At 69.0% G+C, this 22,974-nt stretch carries 19 protein-coding genes; 13 read left to right on the top strand and 6 right to left on the bottom strand.

The window, feature by feature from the left end; genetic code table 11:
• Positions 1-14 precede the first annotated feature (14 nt).
• The 5 genes from HLB44_RS33210 to HLB44_RS33190 all read left to right on the top strand — a co-directional run bounded on the left by HLB44_RS33210 (position 15) and on the right by HLB44_RS33190 (position 9,733).
• The gene (locus HLB44_RS33210) at positions 15-1,673 is read left to right on the top strand and encodes a sensor histidine kinase (RefSeq protein ID WP_173133925.1); all 1,659 of its coding nucleotides are present in this window, start codon (positions 15-17) and stop codon (positions 1,671-1,673) included.
• Complete coding sequence (locus tag HLB44_RS33205; protein ID WP_246312612.1) at positions 1,670-3,085, top strand: hybrid sensor histidine kinase/response regulator; 1,416 nt, start codon at positions 1,670-1,672, stop codon at positions 3,083-3,085. Before HLB44_RS33210 ends, HLB44_RS33205 begins: the two co-directional genes overlap by 4 nt.
• A 171-nt stretch (positions 3,086-3,256) precedes the next feature.
• Positions 3,257-4,354, top strand: a complete 1,098-nt coding sequence (locus HLB44_RS33200; protein ID WP_246312611.1) for a sensor histidine kinase — start codon at positions 3,257-3,259, stop codon at positions 4,352-4,354.
• Between the two features lie 16 nt (positions 4,355-4,370).
• Complete coding sequence (locus tag HLB44_RS33195; RefSeq protein ID WP_173133922.1) at positions 4,371-5,162, top strand: LytR/AlgR family response regulator transcription factor; 792 nt, start codon at positions 4,371-4,373, stop codon at positions 5,160-5,162.
• A 140-nt stretch (positions 5,163-5,302) separates the two neighbouring features.
• Positions 5,303-9,733 (top strand): CHAT domain-containing protein, encoded by a 4,431-nt coding sequence (locus HLB44_RS33190; RefSeq protein ID WP_173133919.1) that lies wholly within the window; start codon positions 5,303-5,305, stop codon positions 9,731-9,733.
• Positions 9,734-9,759: 26 nt separating this feature from the next.
• Here the strand turns inward: HLB44_RS33190 and HLB44_RS33185 are convergent, their stop codons facing one another.
• Entirely contained in the window at positions 9,760-11,061 is a 1,302-nt protein-coding gene (locus HLB44_RS33185) for a TRAFs-binding domain-containing protein (protein ID WP_173133916.1), read from the bottom strand.
• A gap of 114 nt (positions 11,062-11,175) precedes the next feature.
• Between HLB44_RS33185 and HLB44_RS33180 the strand changes: the two genes are divergently transcribed.
• Entirely contained in the window at positions 11,176-12,534 is a 1,359-nt protein-coding gene (locus tag HLB44_RS33180; RefSeq protein ID WP_173133913.1) for a Gfo/Idh/MocA family protein, read from the top strand.
• A 49-nt stretch (positions 12,535-12,583) separates the two neighbouring features.
• Positions 12,584-12,817, top strand: coding sequence for a DUF2789 domain-containing protein (locus HLB44_RS33175; protein ID WP_173133910.1), 234 nt, complete (start codon positions 12,584-12,586; stop codon positions 12,815-12,817).
• Between the two features lie 41 nt (positions 12,818-12,858).
• On the opposite strand, the gene HLB44_RS33170 is transcribed toward HLB44_RS33175, so the two are convergent.
• A complete protein-coding gene (locus HLB44_RS33170) occupies positions 12,859-13,773 on the bottom strand; it encodes a LysR substrate-binding domain-containing protein (protein WP_173133907.1) in 915 nt (304 codons plus the stop codon).
• Positions 13,774-13,882: 109 nt separating this feature from the next.
• Here HLB44_RS33170 and HLB44_RS33165 point away from each other — a divergent pair, with 109 nt between their 5' ends.
• Entirely contained in the window at positions 13,883-14,965 is a 1,083-nt protein-coding gene (locus HLB44_RS33165; protein ID WP_173133904.1) for a tartrate dehydrogenase, read from the top strand.
• A gap of 11 nt (positions 14,966-14,976) precedes the next feature.
• A complete protein-coding gene (locus tag HLB44_RS33160; RefSeq protein WP_173133901.1) occupies positions 14,977-15,969 on the top strand; it encodes a tripartite tricarboxylate transporter substrate binding protein in 993 nt (330 codons plus the stop codon).
• Between the two features lie 9 nt (positions 15,970-15,978).
• On the opposite strand, the gene HLB44_RS33155 is transcribed toward HLB44_RS33160, so the two are convergent.
• Positions 15,979-17,823, bottom strand: a complete 1,845-nt coding sequence (locus HLB44_RS33155) for a fibronectin type III domain-containing protein (protein ID WP_173133898.1) — start codon at positions 17,821-17,823, stop codon at positions 15,979-15,981.
• A 156-nt stretch (positions 17,824-17,979) separates the two neighbouring features.
• Here HLB44_RS33155 and HLB44_RS33150 point away from each other — a divergent pair, with 156 nt between their 5' ends.
• From HLB44_RS33150 to HLB44_RS33135, 4 genes are read left to right on the top strand one after another with little or no spacing between them, the layout of a single operon-like run.
• Entirely contained in the window at positions 17,980-19,206 is a 1,227-nt protein-coding gene (locus HLB44_RS33150) for a WD40/YVTN/BNR-like repeat-containing protein (RefSeq protein ID WP_173133895.1), read from the top strand.
• Positions 19,207-19,264: 58 nt separating this feature from the next.
• Positions 19,265-19,531: a DUF3297 family protein gene (locus tag HLB44_RS33145; RefSeq protein ID WP_173133892.1), complete on the top strand. Its 267-nt coding sequence runs from the start codon at positions 19,265-19,267 to the stop codon at positions 19,529-19,531.
• Positions 19,532-19,587: 56 nt separating this feature from the next.
• A complete protein-coding gene (locus HLB44_RS33140; RefSeq protein WP_173133889.1) occupies positions 19,588-19,815 on the top strand; it encodes a hypothetical protein in 228 nt (75 codons plus the stop codon).
• Positions 19,812-20,111, top strand: a complete 300-nt coding sequence (locus tag HLB44_RS33135) for a type II toxin-antitoxin system RelE/ParE family toxin (protein ID WP_173133886.1) — start codon at positions 19,812-19,814, stop codon at positions 20,109-20,111. The genes HLB44_RS33140 and HLB44_RS33135 overlap by 4 nt, the downstream gene beginning before the upstream one ends.
• 25 nt (positions 20,112-20,136) lie before the next feature.
• On the opposite strand, the gene HLB44_RS33130 is transcribed toward HLB44_RS33135, so the two are convergent.
• The 3 genes from HLB44_RS33130 to HLB44_RS33120 all read right to left on the bottom strand — a co-directional run bounded on the left by HLB44_RS33130 (position 20,137) and on the right by HLB44_RS33120 (position 22,952).
• The gene (locus HLB44_RS33130) at positions 20,137-21,129 is read right to left on the bottom strand and encodes a Bug family tripartite tricarboxylate transporter substrate binding protein (protein WP_173133883.1); all 993 of its coding nucleotides are present in this window, start codon (positions 21,127-21,129) and stop codon (positions 20,137-20,139) included.
• Between the two features lie 80 nt (positions 21,130-21,209).
• On the bottom strand, positions 21,210-21,875 hold the full coding sequence (locus HLB44_RS33125; RefSeq protein ID WP_173133880.1) for an NAD(P)H-binding protein: 666 nt from the start codon (positions 21,873-21,875) through the stop codon (positions 21,210-21,212).
• 87 nt (positions 21,876-21,962) lie between these two features.
• Positions 21,963-22,952 carry a hypothetical protein gene (locus tag HLB44_RS33120; protein WP_173133877.1) on the bottom strand — a complete coding sequence of 330 codons (990 nt, stop codon included), beginning with the start codon at positions 22,950-22,952 and terminating at the stop codon, positions 21,963-21,965.
• Between the last annotated feature and the right edge of the window lie 22 nt (positions 22,953-22,974).

Genomic DNA, 22,974 nt, shown 5'->3' with positions numbered 1-22,974 from the left:
AACATCACCGCGTGATGCAACCCGCACTCGCCGCCCCGCTGGACGCGCCGCCGCCGCTGTCGCCCTGGCAGCGCCTGCACCAGCGCCTGATGCCGGACTACAACCGCAAGGCCACCGCCTACTGGTGGAGCGTGGTGCTGCTCGGCGCCGCGGTGCTCGCGTTTTCGGTGCATCAACTGGCGGCGATGGCCATGGCCACCTGGCTGCAGGTGATCGTCGCCAGCGTGCTGGCGATGGTCGCCGGGTTGGTGCCGGTGCGCATTCCGCGCACCAACAACTCCTTCACCGCCGGCGAGATCTTCATCTTCCTGCTGCTGCTGTTGAGCGGGCCGGAGGCGGCGGCTGTCGCTTCGGCCTGCGAGGCACTCGTCGGCTCATGGCGCACCTCCAAGCGCTGGACCAGCCGCATCGCCAGCCCGGCGATGGCGGCGCTGGCGATGTTCAGCGCCGGCTCGCTGCTGCAGGCCGCGCTGCAGACGCTGCAGCGCCACGGCCTGGCGCACGACGGCCTGCTGCTGCTGGGCGCAATCCTGTTCGCGCTCGGCTACTTCCTGCTCAATACGCTGCTGGTGACGATGGTGCCGCGCCTGAAGCGCAACGAGCCGCTGAACCTGCGCGTCTTCGTCGACTCGTTCGGCTGGCTCGGCATCGCCTATGCCGGCAATGCGTCGGTCGCCAGCTTCCTGTACTTCAGCTTTCGCCAGTCGGGCATCGTCGTCGTCGTCGCCGCGGTGCCGATCATCGTCATCCTGCTGACCACCGGCCACTGGTTCTTCCGCCGCGAAGAGGCCGAGGAAGCGGTGCGCAAGGCGCGCGAGCAGCAGGCCGCGCAGCGCCAGCTGCTGGAGAACGCGCGCCACGCCGGCATGGCCGAGATCGCCACCAATGTGCTGCACAACGTCGGCAACGTGCTCAACAGCGTCAACGTCTCGACCGAGCTGATCGCCACCCGCGTGCGCGAGTCCGAAGCCGCCGGCCTGGCGCGCGCGGTGCAGCTGATCGAGCAGAACAATGACCGGCTCGGCGAGTATCTAACGAACGATGCACGCGGCCGCATGCTGCCGCTGTACCTGAAGCAGCTGGCGCAGGCGCTGGAAGAAGAGCGCGCCGCGATCGCCGCCGAGCTGGAAGCGCTGACGAAGAACGTGCGCCACATCAAGCAGATCGTCACGACGCAGCAGGCCTACGCCGGCGCATCGAGCCTGGTCGAGCCGGTGCAGATCGTCGAGCTGATCGAGGATGCACTGCGCATCGACAACGGTGCGCTCGCCGGCCGCGACGTGGCGCTGGTGCGCGAATTCGAAGCCGTGCCTTCATTGCTGCTCGACAAGCACCGCGTGCTGCTGATCCTGGTCAACCTGATCGCCAATGCGCGCCACGCGATGCAGCGCCTGCCCGAGGCCGCGCACCGGCTGACCTTGCGCGTGCAGGTGGCCGATGAACGCACGCTGCAGGTGATCGTCGCCGACACCGGCGAAGGCATCGCCGCCGAGCACCTGACGAAGATCTTCGCCCACGGCTTCACGACCAAGAAAGACGGCCACGGCTTCGGCCTGCACAGCTGCGTGCTCGCCGCACGCGAGATGGGCGGCAAGCTCTGCGCCGACAGCGCAGGCCCCGGCCACGGCGCCACCTTCACGCTCGAACTGCCCCTCGAACTCCAGCCATCATGACCCTTCAGAACCGCCGCATCCTGCTCGTCGACGACATGCCGACGATCCACGACGACTTCCGCAAGATCCTGTGCCCGCAGGCACCGGCAAAGTCGGCGCTCGAAGCGACCCGCGCCGCGCTGTTCGGCGACGACCCGCCGAAAGCCACGACCGCGACGGCCGCCTTCGAGCTCGACTCCGCCTACCAGGGCCAGGAAGGCCTGGCCAAGGTGCAGGCCTCGCTGCGCGAAGGCCGGCCGTATGCGATGGCCTTCGTCGACATGCGCATGCCGCCCGGCTGGGACGGCGTCGAGACCATCGAGCACCTGTGGCGCGCCGACCCGCGGCTGCAGGTGGTGATCTGCACGGCGTACTCCGACACCTCGTGGGACGAGATCTTCCAGCGCCTCGATGCGCGCGACCGGCTGCTGATCCTGAAGAAGCCCTTCGACAACGTCGAGGTGCGCCAGCTCGCGCAGGCGCTGACCACCAAGTGGCAGATGACGCAGCAGGCCGCGCTGCAGATCGACAGCCTCGAAGCCGCGGTCGACGAGCGCACCCACAAGCTGACGCAGGCCAACGAAGCGCTGCAAGCCGAGATCGCCGAGCGCAAGCACCTCGAAGCGCAGCTGGTGCAGCAGGAGAAGCTGGCCTCGATCGGCCAGCTGGCCGCCGGCGTCGCGCACGAGATCAACAACCCGATCGGCTACATCTTCTCGAACGTCGGCACGCTCGAGGGCTACCTGGAGGACCTGTTCCGCATGCTCGACGCCTACGAGCAGACACCGGCCGCGCTGCCGCTGCGGCCGCTGCGCGAGGAGCTGCAGATCGGCTACCTGAAGGACGACGTGCCGAGCCTGATGCGCGAGACCAAGGAAGGTGTCCGCCGCGTGCGCCAGATCGTGCAGGACCTGAAGGACTTCTCGCACGTCGATTCGCTGCAGGAGTGGCAGGTCGTGCAGCTGCACCAGGGCATCGATTCGACGCTCAACGTCGTCGGCAGCGAGCTGCGCTACAAGGCCGACGTGGTCAAGGAATACGGCGCGGTGCCGGAGATCGAATGCCTGTCGTCGCAGATCAACCAGGTGGTGATGAACCTGGTGGTCAATGCCGCGCATGCGATGGGCGAGCGGCGCGGCCGCATCGTCATCCGCACCGGCAGCGCCGATGGCGAAGCCTGGTTCGAAGTGGCCGACGACGGCAGCGGCATTCCGAAGGACGTGCTGCCGCGCATCTTCGACCCCTTCTTCACCACCAAGCCGATCGGCAAGGGCACCGGGCTCGGGCTGTCGCTGTCCTACGGCATCGTGCAGAAGCACCAGGGGCGCATCACGGTCGACAGCGAGATCGGGCGCGGCACGACGTTTCGGGTGACGCTGCCGCTGCGGCGCAGCGCCGCCGCGCCGACGGTGGCCGAAGCGCTGGCGGCGTAAGCGGGTAACAGCCGCGCGGGGCGTGCGCCGGTAGCAGGCCTGTGGCGCCTGCGCCGGTAACAGGCTTGTGGGGCCTGCGCCCCGTCGGCCCCCGGCGTGGCCCGACCACGCCACGCGGTGCCCAGTCCGATGCCGCTTGGGGCGTGCGCCCAAGCTCGGCACACTGTCGCCATGCCTGCCACTGCCACCGCTGCCCCCTTGATCCCGCCGCGCGACTGGTCGCGCCTCATCGCCTGGCGGCGCGTGCGCTTCGTGCTGATCGCTGCCGTGCCCTTCGGCCTGATGCAAAGCGCCACCTCGACGACGACGCCCGCGCCGATATGGATCGCGCGCGTGATGATCGTCGGCCTGCTGGGCATGCTGGCGTTCGGATTCTTCGAGCAGTGGCCGCAGAAGGTGCCGCGCCGGCTCTCGCGCTGGGGCCTGCAGCTGCTGGGCCTGCTGGTCGCGGTGCCGATCGGCGCACTGGTCGCCTACTGGGTGACGACGGGTGAATGGCAGTTCTGGCACGACCGCCTGCGCCTCACCGGCTTCATGAACCTGATCTTCATGGGCATCCTGTTCGGCCCGTGGATCGCGCTGGCCGCGATGGTGCGCCAGCGCGAGGCGCTGGCGCACCAGCAGGCGCTGGCCTTCCAGCTCGAACGCAGCGAATTCGAACGCCAGGCGCTCGATGCGCGCATGCGGCTGATGCAGGCCCAGGTGCAGCCGCACTTCCTGTTCAACACGCTGGCCAACGTGCGCGCGCTGGTGCGCACCGGCTCGCCGCAGGCGCCCGCGGTGCTCGACGCGCTGATCGCCTACCTGCGCGCAGCCGTGCCGCGGCTGGACGAGACCGCCAGCACGCTGGAGCAGGAGTTGCAGCTGGTGCGCGCGTATCTGGAATTGATGCACATGCGCATGCCCGACCGCTTGCAATTCGCGATCCATGCCGACGAGGCCGCGAACCCGCTGCGCTGCTCGCCAATGACGCTGCTGACACTGGTCGAGAACGCCGTGCGTCACGGCATCGACCCGGGCGAGGAGGGCGGGCGCATCGAGGTCAGCGTCTCGCTGCGTGAAGGGCGCTGCATCGTGCGCGTCACCGACACCGGCGTCGGCCTGCAGCCCACCGGCGCCGGCCTGGGCACCGGCCTGTCGACGCTGCGCGAACGCATGCAGCTGGCCTTCGGCGGCGACGCGCGGCTGAGCCTGACCGGGCTGGTGCCGCACGGCGTTTGCGCCGAGCTGGAGTTCCCGGCCCAGCGCGTGCCGCGCGACACGGCATGATGAGCGCGCAACGACGATGAACACCCCGAAACGCCCCACCGCGCTGATCGCCGACGACGAGCCGCTGCTGCGCGACGAGCTCGAGCTGATGCTTGCTCAGGCCTGGCCCGAGCTCGAGGTCATCGCGCAAGCCCGCAATGGCCGCGAGGCGGTCGAGATGTTCGAGGCCCGGCAGCCGGACATCTGCTTTCTTGACGTGCACATGCCGGGCCTGTCGGGCGTCGAAGCGGCCCGGCTGATCGGGCCGCGCGCGCACCTGGTGTTCGTCACGGCCTTCGATCAATACGCGCTGAAGGCTTTCGAGCACGGCGTGCTCGACTACCTCGTCAAGCCGGTCGAGCCGGCGCGGCTGGCGACGACCGTGCAGCGGCTGCAGCAGCGGCTGAACGGCGCCGAGCCGGTGCAGGCGACGGAGGACTTGCTGCAGCAGCTGGCGGCGCATCTGCAGCGCGGCGGCAGTGCAACCAGTTCACTGCGCTGGATCCGCGCGTCGGTCGGGCAGACGCTGCGGCTGATTGCGGTCGACGACATCGACTTTCTGAAGTCGGACGAGAAATACACGCTGATCGCGTGGCGCGGCGATGACGGCAAGCCGGCGGAAGCGCTGTTGCGCACGCCGCTGAAGGAGTTGCTCGCGCAATTGGACGCTGCGCAATTCATGCAGGTGCATCGCTCGGTGGTCGTCAACATGAAGGCCATCAGCCATGTGACGCGGGGGCTGAACGAGACGGCGGATGTGCACTTGAAGGGGCGCAGTGAAGTGCTGCCGGTGAGCCGGACGTTCCTCCATTTGTTCAAGCAGATGTGAAGGCGAGACCGCGCATCCGCACGCTTGACGACGCGTAAACCCGGACGCGCCCCTTTTGCGCTGCCTGCCGCTGCCGCAATCTTCGCCCGGCCGTCTATGCTGCAGTCGTTGCGCGGCATGGCCCACGCATGGGAGCGGCGATGGCGGAGACTCATCCCGAATGCAGGACCTACTTCCTTTCGCACAGCAGCGGCGACGATGACACCGTCCGCCAACTGCGGGCTGCGCTGGCCGAGCTGGATGCGCCCGTCACGATCGACTCGCGCGAGTTCCACGGCGGTGATCCGCTGGACTCCATCATCCGTCGCGCCATCGACCGGTCGTCTGGCGCGCTGGTGCTGGTCTCGCCCCGTGCCCACGGCTCGGCGTGGGTCGGCAAGGAGCTGAAGCATGCCCTCAGCCTGCAGAAGGAACGCGGCGGGCCCGACGCCTTCCCCGTGGTGCCGCTGCTGCTCGACGGCACGCCGCTCGGCGCCATGGAGGCGCTGTTCGACGAGCCGCCGATCCATGTCGCGATCCAGAGCGCGGCGCTCGACGCGGCGCTGCACGACATCCTCGTCGCGCTGCGGCTGCGCCCGCCCACCGATGCCGAACCCGAGCCGCAACCCGCTGCCGAACCAGTGGAAGAGCTGCTGCTCAAACTGAGCGACCCAAGCATCGTCACCCACGCGGATGGCCGCCGCCGCGCCCGTGCGCGTGCGCGGCTGGTGCATGCGCCGGCCACGGCAGTCCAGCGTGAAGTGCAGAGCGCGCGCTTTGTGTTGGAGGCGCCACTGGGCGTCATCGAGGCCGCCGACCTGCGTTGGTATCTCGAAGACTATGCCGTCTGGCCGAGCCCGCTGCTGGCCGAGCGTGCAAAACGCATCGAAGAGCAGCTGGAAGGCTGGGGCCGCTTGCTGCACGACGCCGCGCTGCCGGCGCAGTCGGTGGCCGAGGTCCTCAAGTCCTGGGCCGCGATCGGCACGGCCCGGGTGGCGCGGCGCTTCTCCGTCGAGGTCGACTGCTCGCCCGACGCCGGCACGCCCGAGGTCGATGTGCAAGCGATGCGCGAGGCCGGCACGCTGCTGCTCGGCCTGCCCTGGGAGCTGCTGCACGACGGCCGCGACTTCCTGTTCCAGGGTGCGCAGCCGGTGCGTGTGCGCCGGCGGCTGCCCACCGAGCACGCGGTGCCGGTGCCGCTGCTGGCCACCCCGATCCGCGTGCTGCTCGCCAGCCCCCGGCCGGAAGACGAGGCCTGCGACTACATCGACCACCGCGCCAGCGCCGGCCCGATGGTCGAGGCCATCGAGGCACTGGCCGGCCAGGTGGAGCTGCGGCTGCTCGCGCCGCCGACGCTGCCTGCGCTGCGCGACGAGCTCGACCGCGCACGCCGCGATGGCAGGCCCTACCACGTGCTGCACTTCGACGGTCACGGCGTCTACGACCGCCACGCCGGCCTGGGCGCACTGTGCTTCGAGCACGAGGACGACGGCAAGCTCGCCCGCGGCACGCGTCGCCACGCCACCGTGGCCACGCGCGAACTCGGCGCGCTGCTGCGCGACCACGGCATTCCGCTGGTGTTCTTGGACGCGTGCCAGACCGCGCAGGCCGAGAGCGCCAGCGAATCGGTCGCCAGCGCGCTGTTGACGACCGGCGTCGGCTCGGTGGTGGCGATGAGCCACAGCGTGCTGGTCGAAACCGCGCGGCGCTTCGTCGAGACCTTCTACCGCGCCTTGTGCAGCGGCGAACGTGTCGGCAGCGCAATGCTGGCTGGCCAGCGGGACCTCAAGGACAGCCCGGTGCGCGGCCGGGTGTTCGGGGTCGGCGAATTCAGGCTGCAGGACTGGTTTGTTCCGGTGCTGTACCAGGACCGGGACGATCCGCAGCTCTTCCGCCAGACGCCGACGAAGCAGACGCTGGAAGACTGGCGCTCGCGCTTGGAAACGCGCCTGGGCGAGCTGCCGCCGCCGCCCGCCCAGGGCTTTGTCGGCCGCAGCCGCGAGCTGCTGGCACTGGAACGTCTGCTCGCAACCGAGCGCTACGCGGTGCTGCGCGGCCAGGGCGGTGAAGGCAAGACCGCGCTGGCGGCAGAGTTCGCACGCTGGCGCGTGCGCGCGCGCCAGGTCCAGCGTGCGGCCTTCGTGTCGGTCGAGTCGCACGGATATGTCGAAGCGGTGCTGGATGCGATCGGCCGCCAGCTCGTCGGCAAGGCCTACAGCGTGGCGGCGCATTCAGACTTCGACGCCGCCATCGAGCCGGTGCTGCGCGAGTTGCGCGAGCAGCCGACGCTGCTGGTCATCGACAACCTCGAGAGCGTGCTGGCGGCGCCTTTCGCGGCACCGGACACCGGCGCCGACGGCCGCGCCGACGAGGCGCTAGCCGGCGACGACCGCGAGCGCGCCGACGCGATCCTGGCGCTGGCCGCCAGGTTGATGGCCAGCGGCGACACTCGCATTGTGTTCACCAGCCGCGAGGCGCTGCCCTCGCCGTTCGACGGCGCGGTTCAGCGCATCGAGCTGCACCGCCTGAGCCGCACGGACGCGGTGCAGCTCGTCGAACGCACGCTGGGGCTGGACGCTGCTGGCAGGGGCCGCGAGGCCGAGGCGCAGCGCGAAGATATTGAGTCGCTGGTTGACGCGGTGCATGGCCACGCGCGCACGCTGGCGCTGCTGGCACCGGCCTTGCGCGAGCGCGGGCCGGCGGCCACGCAGGCCGACCTCGTGGCCCTAATGGTCGAGATGGACCGGCGCTTTCCGGGGCGGCGCGAGCAGTCACTACTGGCCAGCGTCGAGCTGTCGCTGCGGCGACTGACGCCTGAGATGCGCGACCGGGCGAAGGTGCTCGGCGTGTTCCACGGCGCGGTGGATCTGGACATGCTGCGGCACATGACCGGTTGGGATGAGGCCGACGTGCAGGCGCTGGGTGCCGCGCTGGCGGCCACCGGCCTCGCAACAATGGAGCGCTACAACCAGCTGAGCCTGAACCCGGCGCTGTGCGCCTGCCTCGCGGCCGAATGGGACGTGAGTGAGCGTGAGGCGCTTGCGGTGCGCTGGACTGGGGCGATGTGGGCGTATGTTGGGCTCCTGGAACAGGAGCAATACAAGAACGCCGAAATGGCCGCTGAACTGACGGTAGTGGAGCTCCCGAACCTTATGACGCTGCTCGACCGGGTCGAACGCGTGGGCGATGCCGAGGAGACGATCAATCTGGCGACGACCTTGTACGGGCTGCTTCGAGTGCTGAGCCGCCCGCGGCTATCGGCCCGAGTCGCGCAGGCGCTCGACGCGGCGACACGAGCTCTCGGCCAAGTGGCATGGGGTAATGCGCAGTTCCAAGCCGAGCACGCCCGTATCGATCAACTGTTGGAAATTGGACGCATTGGCGACGCGCTAGCAGCGGCGCGGAGGTTGCACGACCGCGCGCTATCGGCCGGCGATGCTGCGTATGACGATGCCGACTATGACCTGGCAATGGCGTGCTTCCTCCTCGGACGTATCCTGCGGTCGGCTGGTCAGGCTGGTGCAGCCTTGCCGCTGCTCGACGAGGCAGGGCGTCGCTTCGAAGCGGTAGAAGGCCGTGCTCCCGGGGGCGGGGCGGCGCGCATGGCAGCGGTTGCCCTAACCGAGCGGGCGGTCGCCATGCGTCAGCTCGGACGCCTCGACGCGGCCGCGCAGGCCTACGAGGAGGCGATTGCCCTGGCAGAGCAACGCAGTGACGAACGCGAAGTTGCAGTCAACAAAGGCCAATTGGGTACCGTCCGACTGTTGCAAGGGCGCTTTCCCGAAGCACTGGTCGCTTGGACCGAGGCGCTTGATCGCTTCGCAGCGCTGGGCGAAGCAGGGTCGGTGGCAATCGCCTGGCATCAGATTGGCATGGTCCAACAGGATGCTGGCGACGCGGACGCCGCCGAAGACGCGTACCGCCGGTCGCTGGCGATCAAGGTTCAGCGCAATGACATGGCAGGGCAGGCGAACACGTTGAACCAGTTGGCGAATCTCTACGCCACTCATTTCGGCCGCCCCGAAGACGCCGTCATCCACTTCCGCCAGGCGGCCGACCGCTTTGTCACTCTGCGCAACGTGGCAATGGAACACTTAACCCGCAGCAACCTCGCCGCCACGCTGCGATCCCTCGCCCGCTTGGCCGAAGCCCGCCGCGAGGTCGAACTCGCGATCGAGTGTGGACGAGGATTAGGACATGCGGCGGCGCAATGGAAGACCTGGTACATCCTCGCCAAGATCGAGCGCGACGACGGGCGCCCGGCCGAGGCGCACCACGCCCGCGCGCAGGCGCGTGACGCCTACCTCGCCTACCGCCGCGACGGGGGAGAGAGCCGCAATCCCGGCGCGCGGCTGGCCGCCGAGATCGGTGGCTTGCTGATCGCTGGTGACACCTCCGCCGCCAGCCTGCGGCTGCAGCAGCTTGCCGTAGCGGCCGACCCACCCGCCTCGCTGCCGCCTTTCCTCCCCGCGCTGCAAGCCATTGTCGCCGGCCAGCGCAGCCTGTCGGTCGCCGACGCCCCCGATCTCGACTACGACGACGCCGCCGAGCTCCTGCTGCTGCTCGAAACCCTGACCGCCGCGGATCGCTGACAACGCGCCGCCAACGGTCGCCGAATCTACGCCAACGCAGCAGCCAATTGCTCCTGCGTCTTCCGGATACGTTCGATCTGTTCGCGCGTGCTGTCGATCATCCAACTCGGCGGGTTCAGCGCCCGCGCGCGAGCTTCTGACTGGGCGGCTTCGTCCGCCATGCCCAGGCCAGCGCGCGCTTCCCAGTCCGACGCCATGGCCCAGTAGCGGATCTCCAAGTCGCAGTCGTCACCCATCTGTTGCAGCAACGGGGCCAGCAGCGTCAACACCTCGCGGCGCGTGCGACGCGCGGTCACGCGATCGGCGATGGCCTCGTCGGATCGCTGCGCCAGCGCACTGGTCAGGGCGCGCATCTCGAGCAAGGTCGCGTAGTTGACGCCGTTGTAGTAGTCCTGCTTGAGCTGGAAGCCGCGGCCATAGGCAGCGATGCTCTCGTCGAGCAACCCGGGGTCACCGTCCAGGTCGTACAGGCGCTTGTGGATGGCGCCCCACAGACCCAGGGTTTCGGGATCGTTGGTGGTCGCCGGCGATATCGTTTTCAGCAGCGTGCGCGCCTCCGTTAATGCCGTGCGCGGATCCGGCTGCCGTGACTTGTAGGTTGCCAGCGTGAGCTGATGCACAACGTCATGGTCGGCCGGCAGGCGCTCGTGCAGCTTGCGCAGAAAGGTGCGGGCGCTCGCAAAGTCGCTGGCCTTGAGCGACGCCTTCGCGCTGTCGAGCAGCCACTTGTTGGACGGCTCGCCGGCCGGTGCCGCGGGCGCCGGCGGTGCGGCGTTCAACGACTCGGCAACGTCGATGGCAACCACCTCGATGGTGGCGGCTGCCGCCACCGGCCGCGTGCGTGGCGGCTCCAGTTCGGGGATGAACGTGTACACGGGGCTGTCCACCGCCGATTGCGCCAGGATCCCGCTGATGGCGTCGGACAGCGCCGCCTGGAAGCGTTTGGCCTCGCTGCGGCCGATGTCCTCGCCGAGGTGCTTGTAGCGACGGATGACGATGTGGGTGACATCGAACACCGGCTTGAACAGCTCTTCGGCGACGACGATGGTGGCGTGGGGCCGCAGCGCATAGCGCACGCCCAACTCGAATGCCGCATTGATGTTGTAGGTGGACAGGTCGGCGATCACCAGGTCCGCGCTCAACAACTGTTCGTACATCGGCTTGTCGATGGTGCCGGAATGCAGGATCTCGTCGGCACGCACGCACTCCATGCCGCAGGCCGTCACCGCATCCTTGATAACCGCGTAGGACGCGTCAAGGTCGAGCACCCGGCCGTCCGTGTAGTCGGTCTTCTTGCCGAAACCCTGCACAACGAAACATCGCTTCATGGCTGTCTCCCGGTCCTGCGGATTCTCCACTTCGATCCGTGCGAGCGGTGCGGGCGGATCATCTCTCCGCACGATGGTAGGCTCGGCATCGCCACCGAGGATGGCGTACCAACGATGTCCTTGCGCGAAACCCCTTCCAACTCCCTGCCGCCGATCCCGTCGGCCGCCGGCGGCTGGAATGAAGCGTTCGAACGCCTCGGCAACGCTGTCGACCCCGACATCGATACACGGCATCGTGAGCTCGAGCGCCCAGTGCGCGTGCTGATGATCGGCGCCGGGCACCGCGGATCGATCTACGCCGGCTTCGCGCTGCACAGCCCGGGCGAGATGCAGGTCGTCGCCGTCGCCGACCCGAACCCGCTGCGGCGCAACCGCCTGGGCGACGCGACCGGCGTCCCCGCAGCGTGCCGCTTCGACGACTGGCGCGAGGCCCTGGCCGCGCCGCGCGTCGCCGATGCGGTGATCATCGCGACGCCCGACCGCGAGCACGCGGCGCCATGCCTGCGCGCACTCGCGCTCGGCTACGACGTGCTGCTGGAAAAGCCGATCGCGCCGACCGAGGCCGAATGCCGCACGGTGCTCGCCGCCGCGCAGGCCAGTGGCGGCATCGTCGCCGTCTGCCACGTGCTGCGTTATGCGCCGTACTTCCGGGCGCTGAAGGCGCTGCTGGCGAGCGGCGCGGTCGGCCAGGTGATCAGCGTGCAGCACCTGGAGCCGATCGAGCACCGGCACATGTGCCATTCCTACGTGCGCGGCAACTGGCGGCGCAGCGAGGCCACCTCGCCGATCATCCTCAACAAGAGCTGCCACGACACCGACATCGTGCGCTGGCTCGTCGGCGAGCCGGTCGAGCGCGTGCAGTGCTTCGGCAACCTGAAGTGGTTCACGCAGCGCAATGCGCCACCCGGCAGCACCGAGCGCTGCATCGACGGTTGCGCCGTCGAGCCCGAGTGCCCGCACTCGGCGCTGCGCATCTACCACCGCGAGCGCCAGCGCCTGCATGTGTTCGACCTGCCGCCCGATCAGACCCAGTGGGAGCCACTGATCCTGCAGCGGCTGCGCGATACCGACTACGGGCGCTGCGTCTTCCGGCTGGACAACGACCAGCCCGACCACCTGAGCGTCAACATCCTGTTCCGCAACGGGGCCACCGCCGCGTTCTCGATGGAAGCCATGGTGTCCTACGAAGGGCGGCGCACCTGCATCATGGGCTCGCTCGGCGACATCGTCGGCGACATGGAGCACTTCGTCTTCACGTCGTTCAAGGACGGTTCGCGCCGCGAGTGGCGCATGAAGACCGATGCGCACGGCGGCGGCGATCTGCGCCTGGTGCGCGACTGGGTGCAGGCCGTCGGGCAGCGCGACAAGTCGCTGCTGTCGTCGTCGATCGAGGTCTCGGTCGAGAGCCACCTGATGGCCTTCGCCGCCGAGCGCAGCCGCTTGAACGGTACGATCGAGGCGGTGGCGGTGTGAAGCCGCGGTTGCAGGGCGGGGACGGGCCTTACTTGCCAGGAGCGCATCCATGGAATCTCCCATCCACAGACTCGGCGACTTGTTCCGGCAACTCGGCCTGCCCGACGACCCGGCGTCCATCGAGGATTTCATTGCCTCGCATCGACCCCTGCCCGCCGGCGTGGCGCTCGCCGACGCGTCGTTCTGGACCCCGAGCCAGGCCGAGTTCCTTCGAGAGGAAATCAGTGACGATGCGGACTGGGCCGAATTGGTCGATTCGCTGGGCGCCATGCTGAGCCGCTGAGTCAGCCTCCCCGCTGTTGCGCCGCATACGACCGTCGGCGTTCACGCCACGGCAAACCCCTCGCCCAGGAACTCGACGAACGCCCGCACCCTCGTCGACAACCGCAACCGCTCCGGATAAACCGCATAGACATCGGCCTCCGGCGTCTCCCATTGCGGCAACACCTGCAGCAAGCGCCCGCTTTGCAGATAGCGCGCGATGTCCCATTCCGCGCGCATCAATATCCCGTGCCCCTCGAGCGCCCAGCTGACGGCAATTTCCCCGTCGTTGGTCGTCAGATTCCCGCGCGTCTTGACCGTCTCGCTGCGCCGCCGTGACCCCTTGCCCAGCGACAGCCGCCAGGTGCCGTAAGCCTCGTCGCCCTGGCGAATGCCGATGCAGTTGTGCCGCACAAGATCCTGCGGCAGCTTCGGCTCGCCGTGGCGCTTGAGGTACGCCGGCGCCGCGCACAGCAGGCGCCGGTTCGGCGCGATGCGCTTGGCAATGACGCGCGTATCCGGCGGCTCGCCGAAGCGCACGCAGACGTCGAACGCGTCGTCGGTCAGCGGCGGTGGGTTGACCGACAGCTGCAGCTGCACCTCGACCTCGGGATAACGCCGCACGAAGCGCGAGATCAGCGGCGCGATGTGGCTGCGGCCGAAGCCGAGCGTCGCGTTGATCCGCAGCAGGCCCTGCGGCACCTGGCGCGAGGTGCTCAGCAGCTGGTCCAGCTCGTCGATGTCGACGAGGATGCGGCGCGCGCGCTCGGCGAGCGCTTCGCCCTCGGGCGTCAGGCTCATGCGCCGCGTCGTGCGGTTGACCAGCCCGACGCCGGTGCGCTGCTCGATCTGCGCCAGCCGCTTGCTGACCGCCGCTTTCGAGACGCCGAGCTCGCGCGCCGCCGCGCTGAGGCTGGCGCTGCCGGCCAGCGCGACGATGAATCCGAGCTCGGCCGCCTGGATGCCTGGGTGGCTCATCAGCGTTCACTTCAGGTTGACGATGGATTCACTTTACGCCCGTGCCGCTGCGACGTCGCGGCCGCACAGTCGCACCACTCCCCCTTTAGCACCGAATCGAGGAATCCGCATGACGACGAAGACCTACCGCATCGCCACCATCCCCGGCGACGGCATCGGCAAGGAAGTGGTGCCCGCCGGGCAGCGCGTGCTGGAAGCGCTGGCCGCGGCCGATGGCAGCTTCGGTTTCGAATTCGAGCAATTCGGCTGGGGCGGCGACTGGTACCGCGCCCACGGCGAGATGATGCCGGCCGACGGCCTGGACGCACTGCGCGGCAAGGACGCGATCCTGTTCGGCTCGGCCGGCGATCCGCACATCCCGGACCACATCACGCTGTGGGGCCTGCGGCTGAAGATCTGCCAGGGCTTCGACCAGTACGCGAACGTGCGGCCGACGCGCATCCTGCCCGGTATCGACGGACCGCTGAAGCGCTGCCGGCCCGAGGACCTGAACTGGGTCATCGTGCGCGAGAACTCCGAGGGCGAGTATTCCGGCGTCGGCGGTCGCGTGCACCAGGGCCATCCGATCGAGGCAGCGACCGACGTCTCGATCATGACGCGCGCCGGCGTCGAGCGCATCCTGCGGTATGCCTTCCGGCTCGCACAATCGCGGCCGCGCAAGTTTCTGACGGTGGTCACGAAGAGCAATGCGCAGCGCCATGCGATGGTGATGTGGGACGAGATCGCGCTGGAGGTGGCCAACGAGTTCCCCGACGTCGCCTGGGACAAGGAGCTCGTCGACGCCGCGACGGCGCGAATGGTCAACCGGCCGGCGAGCTTGGACACGATCGTCGCGACCAACCTGCATGCCGACATCCTGAGCGACCTGGCGGCGGCGCTGGCCGGCAGCCTGGGCATCGCGCCGACCGCTAACATCGATCCGGAGCGTCGTTATCCGTCGATGTTCGAACCGATCCACGGCTCGGCCTTCGACATCATGGGCCAGGGCCTGGCGAATCCGGTGGGCACCTTCTGGTCCTGCGTGATGCTGCTCGAGCACCTGGGCGAGAACGCGGCCGCGCAGCGGCTGATGGCCGCCATCGAGACCGTCACCGCGACGCCGGCGCTGCACACGCGTGACCTCGGCGGCAGCGCGACGACGGCGGACGTGACGCAGGCCGTGTGCCGCCAGCTCGCGGCCTCCGGCCGCTGAAGGAAACAACGATGAACCCCACCCTCCATTCCCGCCGCATCGCGCTCGCGGCTGGCGCGCTCGCGCTGACGGTACTCGCCTCCGGCGTTGCCCACGCCCAGGCGCCCAACTGGCCGACCAAGCCGATCAGCCTGGTCGTGCCATTCCCCGCCGGCGGCACCACCGACGTGCTGGCCCGCGCGCTGGCCGAGCGGCTGGCGCAGGCGCTCGGCCAGCCGGTGATCGTCGAGAGCAAGCCCGGCGCCGGCGCGACGCTGGGCGCGGACTACGTCGCGAAGTCGAAGCCCGATGGCCACACGCTGCTCGTCGGCGCGGTGCACCACACCATCGCCAGCAGCGTCTACAAGAAGCTGCCCTACGAGCTGCAGAAGGATTTCGCGCCGATCACGACGATCGCGCTGGTGCCCAACGTGCTGGTGATCAATGCGGCCACGCCGGCGAAGACGGTGGCCGAGCTGGTCGCGTTGGCCAAGGCCGCGAAGGCGCCACTGAGCTACGGCTCGAACGGCAACGGCACCGCGCAGCACCTGATCGGCACGCAGTTCGAGAACCTCACCGGCATCGGCCTGCTGCACGTGCCCTACAAGGGCAGCGGCCCGCTGACGACCGACCTGCTCGGCGGCCAGGTGACGATGTCCTTCGACACCATCACGCCGGTGCTGCAGCACGTGAAGTCCGGCAAACTGCGCGCGCTGGCGGTGACGACGGCCAGGCGCTCTTCCGCACTGCCGGATGTGCCGACGCTCGCCGAATCCGGGCTCGCCGGCTTCGACATCGGCACCTGGTTCGGCGTGCTGGCGCCAGCAGCGACGCCGAAGGACATCGTCGCGAAGCTCAATACCGAGATGGTCAAGATCATCCAATCGCCCGAGTTCAGGAAGCGCATGGACGAGATCGGCGCCGAGCCGGTCGGCAACAGCACCGAGCAGATGGCGCGACAGATCAAGGACGAAACCGAGAAGTTCGCGAAGCTGGTGAAGGACGCCAAGGTGACGATCGAGTGATCGCCGCCTTCAGGGATTCAGCAAGACGGCGGTCGCCGCGAACGGCACCACGACCCCATCGGTGATCGACAGGTACAGCACCTGGATGTCCAGGCTGCCAGTCGGCGTCAGGAAATGGAAGTCGTCGATGTAGCCTTCGGCGGTGTCCGACAGCTTCTCGCCGTTCGGCCACACGAAGACGACGTTGCGCGCGCTGCCCACGCCCTCCCAGTCCTCGAACTCGACGATGGCAACGTCGCCGGTGCTGACGCCATCGGCGTAGATCAGCTTCTTCGGCCCGACGAAGGGCAGCGTGCCGCCGGCGAGCTTGCCGGTGGCGATCGACGGATCGCCGAAGTACATCTTGTAGCGCTGGCCGCCGATGTGCATCGGCAGTGCCGCCTGCGCGCTCTTGAAGGCTTTGGGGCAGCCGGCGGCATCGAGCTGCGGCACGAAACGGTTGCCGTTCCACATCGCATAACCGTGATTGTGAGTGGCCGTGGTGCAGCCGTTGATCTTGTCGATCGTGAAGACCATGAAGGTGCCGATCGCGCCGTCCCAGCGCCAGTCGGTCAGCGTCGGCCAGGTGATCTTGTTCTGGCGCACCGCCTTGACCTTCGGCGTCGGATTGACCGCATCCCCCTCGACGCCGAGCACCAGCGTGGCCGCGCAGTTGCCGCCGGCGGCGTAGTCGCTGCTGGCCGAGCAGGTGGTCGGCGTGCCGCGGTTGAAATCGCGGCCGACGTAGCCGTCGACACTGTCCACCGCGTAGATGCGGGTCTTGCCGTCGGCATCGTTCGATTCGAAGAAGAGGCGCACCTTGGAGCCCATCGCCGCCGACAGCGGCACGCCCTGGCCGGTCATGATGTCCTTGATGCCGCTCGTGGCCGACGTGGGCGAGCGCAGGCCGGTGGTCGTCGCGTAGCTCGTGAAGCCGGCGAGGTAACTCGCCGGGTTGGCGGCCGACACCACGCCGCTGCTGGCCACCGACTGCCCGCTGACGCCCATCGGACCGTAATAGAACTGCACCGTGTCGGTGGCCGCGCCGGCGCCGGCACCGAAGCGCGTGGCCGACAGGCGCGCGTTGCCGTCCGGCACCGGCCTGCTCAAGCCGGCCACCGCGTTGCCGCTGCCCTGCAGCTGCCAGACCTCGACCGCGGTGGTGGCGCTGACGGCCGCGGCGCTGCCGGAGCGCGTGCAGGCGCTGTCGGCGCAGGCCTTGACCACCACCGCGTAGGTGGTGCCGGCTTTCAGCGGCGTCAGCGTCGCTGCGCTCGCCGTGCCGGCGGCCGTGGTGCTGACGCGGGTGTTCATCAGCGGCTCGGTGGCCGTGATCTGATAGTGGTCGACGGCGTAACCGGCGGGCGCCGTCCAGCTCAACTGCAGCCGGCTCGATGAACCGAAGCTGACACCGCCGACCGTCTGCGGGTTCACCTCGCTGAGCGTGATGGCGGTGGGCGCGGCCAGCTCGGTGCGCAAGGCCACTTCCTGCACCGAGGCGGCGTCGACCAGGAACATCGCGAGGTCGCTGCTGGTCAGGCTGGCCGCATAGGCCCGCGTGACGCCGCCGCTCGTGAACTCGAGGTAGGGCAGGGTCAGCCGGAATCCGCCGCCGGCGGCCGCCACCGTCGGCGGGCTGACGGCCGCGCCGAGCAGCGTGGCCGATTGCACCGACCCGGCATTCACGACGAAGCCGTCCGCCGTCGTCGAGCTCAGGCTGGCGCTCCAGGCTTGCCGGGTGCTGCCGCTGCCGTACTCGAGGTACGGAACGCTGAGCGTGAAGACGCCGCCTGCCAATTCGAGCCGCGGGACGGGCTGCGCGGCGGCCACCGCGGCGAACAGCGTGAGTAGCGCGGTGCAAAGCAGCTGGTGCATTGGCAAAGGCTACTGCGAACGGCCGTCGCCCGGCAGCGAAACTTTGCACGGCCGGCCCGCCGCGGCAGGCCGAACCGTCCTCAAGTCCGACCCCAGACCATCGATATCGATGGTGACGCGAGGCGTTGTCGCCGTGGCACTCGGGAGTTGATCATCATGCGTGGATTGCTGGCCGGTCTTGCGGCCTTGTTCGCCGCCTTGCCCGCCTGGGCGGGCATCGACGCCTGGACCAGCGTGCCCGGCCCCGGCGGCAGCAACGGGGCGATCGTCAACGTGCTCGCCGCGAGCCCGACGAATGCGTCGACGCGTTATGCCGCGACGCAAAGCGGCTTCTATGTCTCGCGTGACAGCGGCCAGAGCTGGCAGCTCAGCAACAGCGGCATCGTGCCGACGCCCGCCGGCTACTTCATCGTCAGCGACCTGGCGGTCACCGCATCGACGCTCTACATCGCGCCGACCTTCCTGCAGAAGAGCAGCGACGGCGCCAGCTCGTGGGCGCGCACCGGCTGGGTCAGCGAGAACCCGCAGGCGCTGGTGCTGGCGGTCGATGCGAAGAGCCCGAACACCGTGTACGCCGGGGCGAACCAGGGCGTCTTCAAGTCCAGCGACGGCGGCGCCACCTGGAAATACCTGGCCGGCAATTCACCGGTGTACGCGCTGGCGATCGACCCGGGCAACCCGCAGGTGCTGTTCCGCGGCGTGGCCTCGGGCATCTACCGCACGTCCGACGGGGGCTCAAGCTGGAGCCAGGTCAGCACGCAATTGACCAGCGCCAAGACCATCGTGGTCGATCCGAAGAATTCGATGAACGTCTATGTCGGCACCAACGGCGCCGGCGTCTGGAAGAGCACCGACGGCGGCACGACGTTCAAGGCGATCAATCGCTGCATTCCGCAAGGCCGCTGCGCGCCGCTGACGATGGACGGTTCCTGGGTCCGCAGCATCGTCGTCGACACCGGCAATCCGTCGATCGTCTACCTCGGCGCGATGGAGGGCCTGTACAAGTCCACCGATGGCGGCGCCAACTGGAGCCAGGCCAACAACGGTCCGATCGGCGTCACGACGATGATGCTCGACCCGGTCAACCGCGACACCATCATCGCCAACTACGCCGGCCGGCTCTACAGCTACACCTTCGGCGCACCCAGCGACTGGGATCGCATCTTCAACTGGGCCGAGGTCGCGTACCCGCAGTTCTTCGGCCCGGCCGGCGCGCAGACGCAGGCGGTCGCCGGCTACCAGGCGCGCTACTACAGCGCGACGAAGACTTATCTGGGCGCGCTGAACGGCAACGTCTACGTCTACGGCGAGGTCTTCGGCGGCATGTTGTTCGTCGGCACGACGGCGGATCTGCTGCCGCTGGCAGCGGCCGCGGGGTATTGACGGTCAAATCCGCGAGAATCCGTGCCCCGGCGGCCTTTCGCCCCGCAGCACGACGACCATGACCGAATCCACGCCGCCCGAATCCACACCGGCCCGCCCGCCGCTGCCCGACCACCTCTCGGTCGATCCGCGCAGCCCGCACCACGTCGCCGCGATCTTCGAGCACGACATCGGCATCCGCTTCAACGGCAAGGAGCGCCACGACGTCGAGGAATACTGCGTCAGCGAGGGCTGGATCAAGGTGCCCTCGGGCAAGACCAAGGACCGCAAGGGCAACCCGCTGCTGATCACGCTGAAGGGGCAGGTCGAGGCGTTCTATCGCTGAGCGTCGCGGCTTGGCGCACAGGCCCATCCGGGTCGGCAAAGGAATACCATCGCGCCATGGGAATCGCAACGGGCACCGTCGTAGCAGGCAAGGTTCAACTCGATGGCGTCGCTCTTCCAGAGGGCTGCGTTGTCACTGTCCTCACGCCTGACTCCACTGGCGAGGTCTTCCTCGATGCAGAGGATGAGATCGCTCTCCTCGAGGCCGTTGCCGAGGCGGAACGCGGCGAAACCATCTCGCCCGAGGAACTTTTCGCCCGCCTGGCCAAGCGCTCCAAGCAGTGACGCTGCGGATTCGCATCACCGTCCGCGCTGCGGATGAGATCGAGCGCGCGGACTTGTGGTGGCGTGAGAACCGCCAAGCCGCGCCAGATGCCATTCACGAGGATCTCGAGCGCACGCTCCGGATCCTTGCTGCTCAGCCGCGCATCGGCCAGAAGGTCATGAACTCGCGCCTGAATGGGGTCCGTCGCATCCATTTGGATCGAGTTCACTACCATGTCTACTACCGCGTCCACGGCGAAGAGTTGGTGGTCTTGCGGTTCTGGGCCTCGCAGCGCTTGAAACAGCCGCGCACCTGAAGAGTGCCGCCTGATTCTTCAGTCGTTACTGCGGCACGAAGCCCGTCGCCTTGATGATGCGCGCCCAGGTCGCCGTGTAGGCGCGCTCGCGCTGGCCGAGCTGGTCGCCTGTCATGTGGCCGACCGTCAGCCCCATGGCCGTCAACCGCTCGCGCAGCGCCGGCTTGGCCAGCACCTTGGCGATGGCGGCGGAGAAGCTGTCGATCGCCGCGCGCGGCGTGCCGGCCGGCGCGAACAGGCCGTAGTAGGGCACATCCTCGAAGCCGGCCAGGCCGAGCTCGCTGAAGGTCGGCACGTCGGGCATCACGGCCTGGCGCGCGCCGCCTAACACACCAACGACGCGGAGCTTGCCGGCACGGTGGTTCTCGATGAAGTCGGGGATGCTGCCGACGCCGGCGGCGATCTGGTTGCCGAGCATGTCGGCCATCATCGGCGCGCTGCCGCGGTAGGGCGCGGCGACCAGGTCGAGCTTGTATTTCTCGGCGATCAGCTTGACCAGGAACTCGGGCACCGAGGCCGGCGCCGGCACGCCGACGGCGCCCTTGCCGCCCTGCGACTTGACCCAGCCGACGTAGTCGTTGAACGATTTCGCCGGCGTGCCGCCGGAGACCGCGAAGGCGTTGACGAAGGTGGCGAAGCCGGCCACCGGCACGAAGTCCTGCGCCGGGTCGAAGCCTGGCGACTTGATCACCTGCGGCAGGATCGAGATGCTGTGGTCGTGCGACAGGAACAGCGTATTGCCGTCGGGCGCCGCCGCCTTCAGCGCCTGCGCCGCCAGCTGGCCGCCGGCACCGGGCTTGTTCTCGACGATCACCGTCGCGCCGCCGAGCTCGTCCTTCAGCGCCTCGGCCAGCAGCCGGGCGATCGCATCGGTGCCGCCGCCCGGCGGAAAACCGACCAGCAGGCGCACGGTGCGCCCGCTCTGCGCGAGCGCCGAGCTCGTTGCGAACGTGGCCAGCAGGCCGGCGGCAGCGCCGGCGCGCAGCAGCGCGCGGCGGGGCAGGGGAGTGGAGCTCATGGCGGGCGGTGGGTGGGAGTGAGGTAGCGGGCGAGCTTACAAGAGCCCGGCAAGGGGGCTCGGCATGGGGCCCGGCGCCGTCACCGGGCGGGCTGCATCTGCCCGGACCGCAGCACGTGCACGCCCTTCGGCGCCTCGCTCATCACGCGCAGCATCGCCCGCGCCACGTCCTCCGCCGCAATCGGCCGCACGCCGCGCGGCACGAAACCCATCACCGGCCGCAGCAGCTTCAGCGCCCACGCTTCGCCGAAGCGCAGCGGCTGGCCCAGCGCGGCGCGGTCGCCGACCAGCAGCGAGGGCTGCGCGATCACCACCGTCTCGTAGCCGAGCTGCGCGACGGCTTCCTCCATCTCGCCCTTGACGCCGTTGTAGAAGACCGCCGACGTGGCATCCGCGCCAAGCGCCGAGACCACGGCCAGGCGCTTCGCGCCGGCGCTGCGGCCGGCGCGCGCGGTGTTGACCACGGCATCGAAGTCGACGCGCCGGAAGGCTTGCTCGGAGCCCGCCACCTTGATCGTCGTGCCGAGGGCGATGAAGACGTCGTCGGCCGGCGGCAGCGCCGGCAGGCGGTCGAAGTCAACCACGTGCAGCTGCAGCTTGCCGGCGGCCGCCAGCTGCGGTGCCGCGCGCCGCGCGAGCACCTGGAGTCGCTCGTATTGCGGGTTATCGACCAGTTGCTCGAGCAGCGCGCGGCCGACCAGCCCGGTCGCGCCCGCCAGCCAGGCGCGGCGGGACCGCGCTTGCATCGAAGGGGCGGCAGCAGTGAGTGGGGCCACGCGCGACTGTAGCGCCCCGCTCCGCCCGCTTCCGCAAGCACGGGATGGCGCTGTCGCTCAGGGCAGCAGGTAGATCCGCGGCACCTCGCCGGCGCTGCCATCGACCGACACCGAGCCGCGCGAGCAGAAGTAGCGGTCGAGCTGCTGGCTGTACTTGCAGCGGTTGTCGGTCAGGCCGCTGCTCTTGGGCACGCTGGTGGCGCTGGCGCGCAAGGTCATCGACAGGTCGACCACCGCATTGGCGTCGAAGCGGCCGAGGCTCAGGTAGACGGTGCGCTTGGTCGACGCATTGCTGACGTTGCCGGGGCCGGAATCGTTGTTCGGCCCGCCGTTGGCCAGCGGCGTGTCCTCGTCGTTGGTCGGGAAGCTGAGCGCATCGCCGAACTGCTGCAGCACGATCGTCTCGTTGAGGTTGCTGTACGCGATCTTCGGGTCCAGCGTCAGCCGCAGCGCTTCGGTCGACCAGGCCGGATAACCGTTGACCAGCACGTCGGCGCGCATGCGCGCTCGCCAGTGGGCGATGCCTTCCTGCTCGGTGGCGCCGGCGACGCTGACCGGCGGGATCACGAAGCGCAGCACGACTTCGCGCGAGCCGACCGCCGGCAGCGTCAGCCGCGTATTCCACGAGGCGCTGGCATCGGCCATGAATTCGCCGAAGCCGGTCACGCGCAGGTAGGGGATGCCGTCGGCGGTCATCGTCGCCCAGCTCTGCGACAGGTCGCCGGTGGTGATGAAGTCGAGCATGTCCGATGCCGACGGCCCCGTCGGGTACAGCGCCGGGCTGGTCACCGGCGTGCCGCGGTAGACGGCGGCGTGGGTGCCGGTCTTGCGCTGCGCGAGCACGCCGATCGTCGCCTTGTTGTAGGCCGAGCCGTGGCTGACCGCGGCGACGTGGAAGGTCTGGTTCGCCGGGCTCAGGTAGCTCATGCCGGACAGCGCGCCGGTCTCGGCGCTGCTCAGCACGTGGACCGGCAGCGGCACGTCGGCATGCGCGGCGGCGCAGGCGGCGGCGAGCGCCGCGGCAAGGGTCAGGTGTTTGAATTGCATGGGGGCCTCGCCTTGAGCGCGG

Source organism: Pseudaquabacterium terrae (assembly GCF_013266755.1).
Classification (GTDB): Bacteria; Pseudomonadota; Gammaproteobacteria; order Burkholderiales; family Burkholderiaceae_C; genus Pseudaquabacterium; species Pseudaquabacterium terrae.
This window is presented reverse-complemented; position numbering and strand designations above follow the sequence as displayed.

Excerpts from the sequence above, each read along its gene's own strand:
- HLB44_RS33175 (WP_173133910.1), top strand. The coding sequence starts at position 12,584 with ATGGAATCTCCCATCCACAGACTCGGCGACTTGTTCCGGCAACTCGGC.
- HLB44_RS33190 (WP_173133919.1), top strand. The coding sequence starts at position 5,303 with ATGGCGGAGACTCATCCCGAATGCAGGACCTACTTCCTTTCGCACAGC.
- HLB44_RS33130 (WP_173133883.1), bottom strand. The coding sequence starts at position 21,129 with ATGAGCTCCACTCCCCTGCCCCGCCGCGCGCTGCTGCGCGCCGGCGCT.
- HLB44_RS33140 (WP_173133889.1), top strand. The coding sequence starts at position 19,588 with ATGGGAATCGCAACGGGCACCGTCGTAGCAGGCAAGGTTCAACTCGAT.
- HLB44_RS33125 (WP_173133880.1), bottom strand. The coding sequence starts at position 21,875 with ATGCAAGCGCGGTCCCGCCGCGCCTGGCTGGCGGGCGCGACCGGGCTG.
- HLB44_RS33150 (WP_173133895.1), top strand. The coding sequence starts at position 17,980 with ATGCGTGGATTGCTGGCCGGTCTTGCGGCCTTGTTCGCCGCCTTGCCC.
- HLB44_RS33155 (WP_173133898.1), bottom strand. The coding sequence starts at position 17,823 with ATGCACCAGCTGCTTTGCACCGCGCTACTCACGCTGTTCGCCGCGGTG.
- HLB44_RS33210 (WP_173133925.1), top strand. The coding sequence starts at position 15 with ATGCAACCCGCACTCGCCGCCCCGCTGGACGCGCCGCCGCCGCTGTCG.
- HLB44_RS33185 (WP_173133916.1), bottom strand. The coding sequence starts at position 11,061 with ATGAAGCGATGTTTCGTTGTGCAGGGTTTCGGCAAGAAGACCGACTAC.
- HLB44_RS33205 (WP_246312612.1), top strand. The coding sequence starts at position 1,670 with ATGACCCTTCAGAACCGCCGCATCCTGCTCGTCGACGACATGCCGACG.
- HLB44_RS33170 (WP_173133907.1), bottom strand. The coding sequence starts at position 13,773 with ATGAGCCACCCAGGCATCCAGGCGGCCGAGCTCGGATTCATCGTCGCG.
- HLB44_RS33165 (WP_173133904.1), top strand. The coding sequence starts at position 13,883 with ATGACGACGAAGACCTACCGCATCGCCACCATCCCCGGCGACGGCATC.
- HLB44_RS33120 (WP_173133877.1), bottom strand. The coding sequence starts at position 22,952 with ATGCAATTCAAACACCTGACCCTTGCCGCGGCGCTCGCCGCCGCCTGC.
- HLB44_RS33195 (WP_173133922.1), top strand. The coding sequence starts at position 4,371 with ATGAACACCCCGAAACGCCCCACCGCGCTGATCGCCGACGACGAGCCG.
- HLB44_RS33180 (WP_173133913.1), top strand. The coding sequence starts at position 11,176 with ATGTCCTTGCGCGAAACCCCTTCCAACTCCCTGCCGCCGATCCCGTCG.
- HLB44_RS33145 (WP_173133892.1), top strand. The coding sequence starts at position 19,265 with ATGACCGAATCCACGCCGCCCGAATCCACACCGGCCCGCCCGCCGCTG.
- HLB44_RS33160 (WP_173133901.1), top strand. The coding sequence starts at position 14,977 with ATGAACCCCACCCTCCATTCCCGCCGCATCGCGCTCGCGGCTGGCGCG.
- HLB44_RS33200 (WP_246312611.1), top strand. The coding sequence starts at position 3,257 with ATGCCTGCCACTGCCACCGCTGCCCCCTTGATCCCGCCGCGCGACTGG.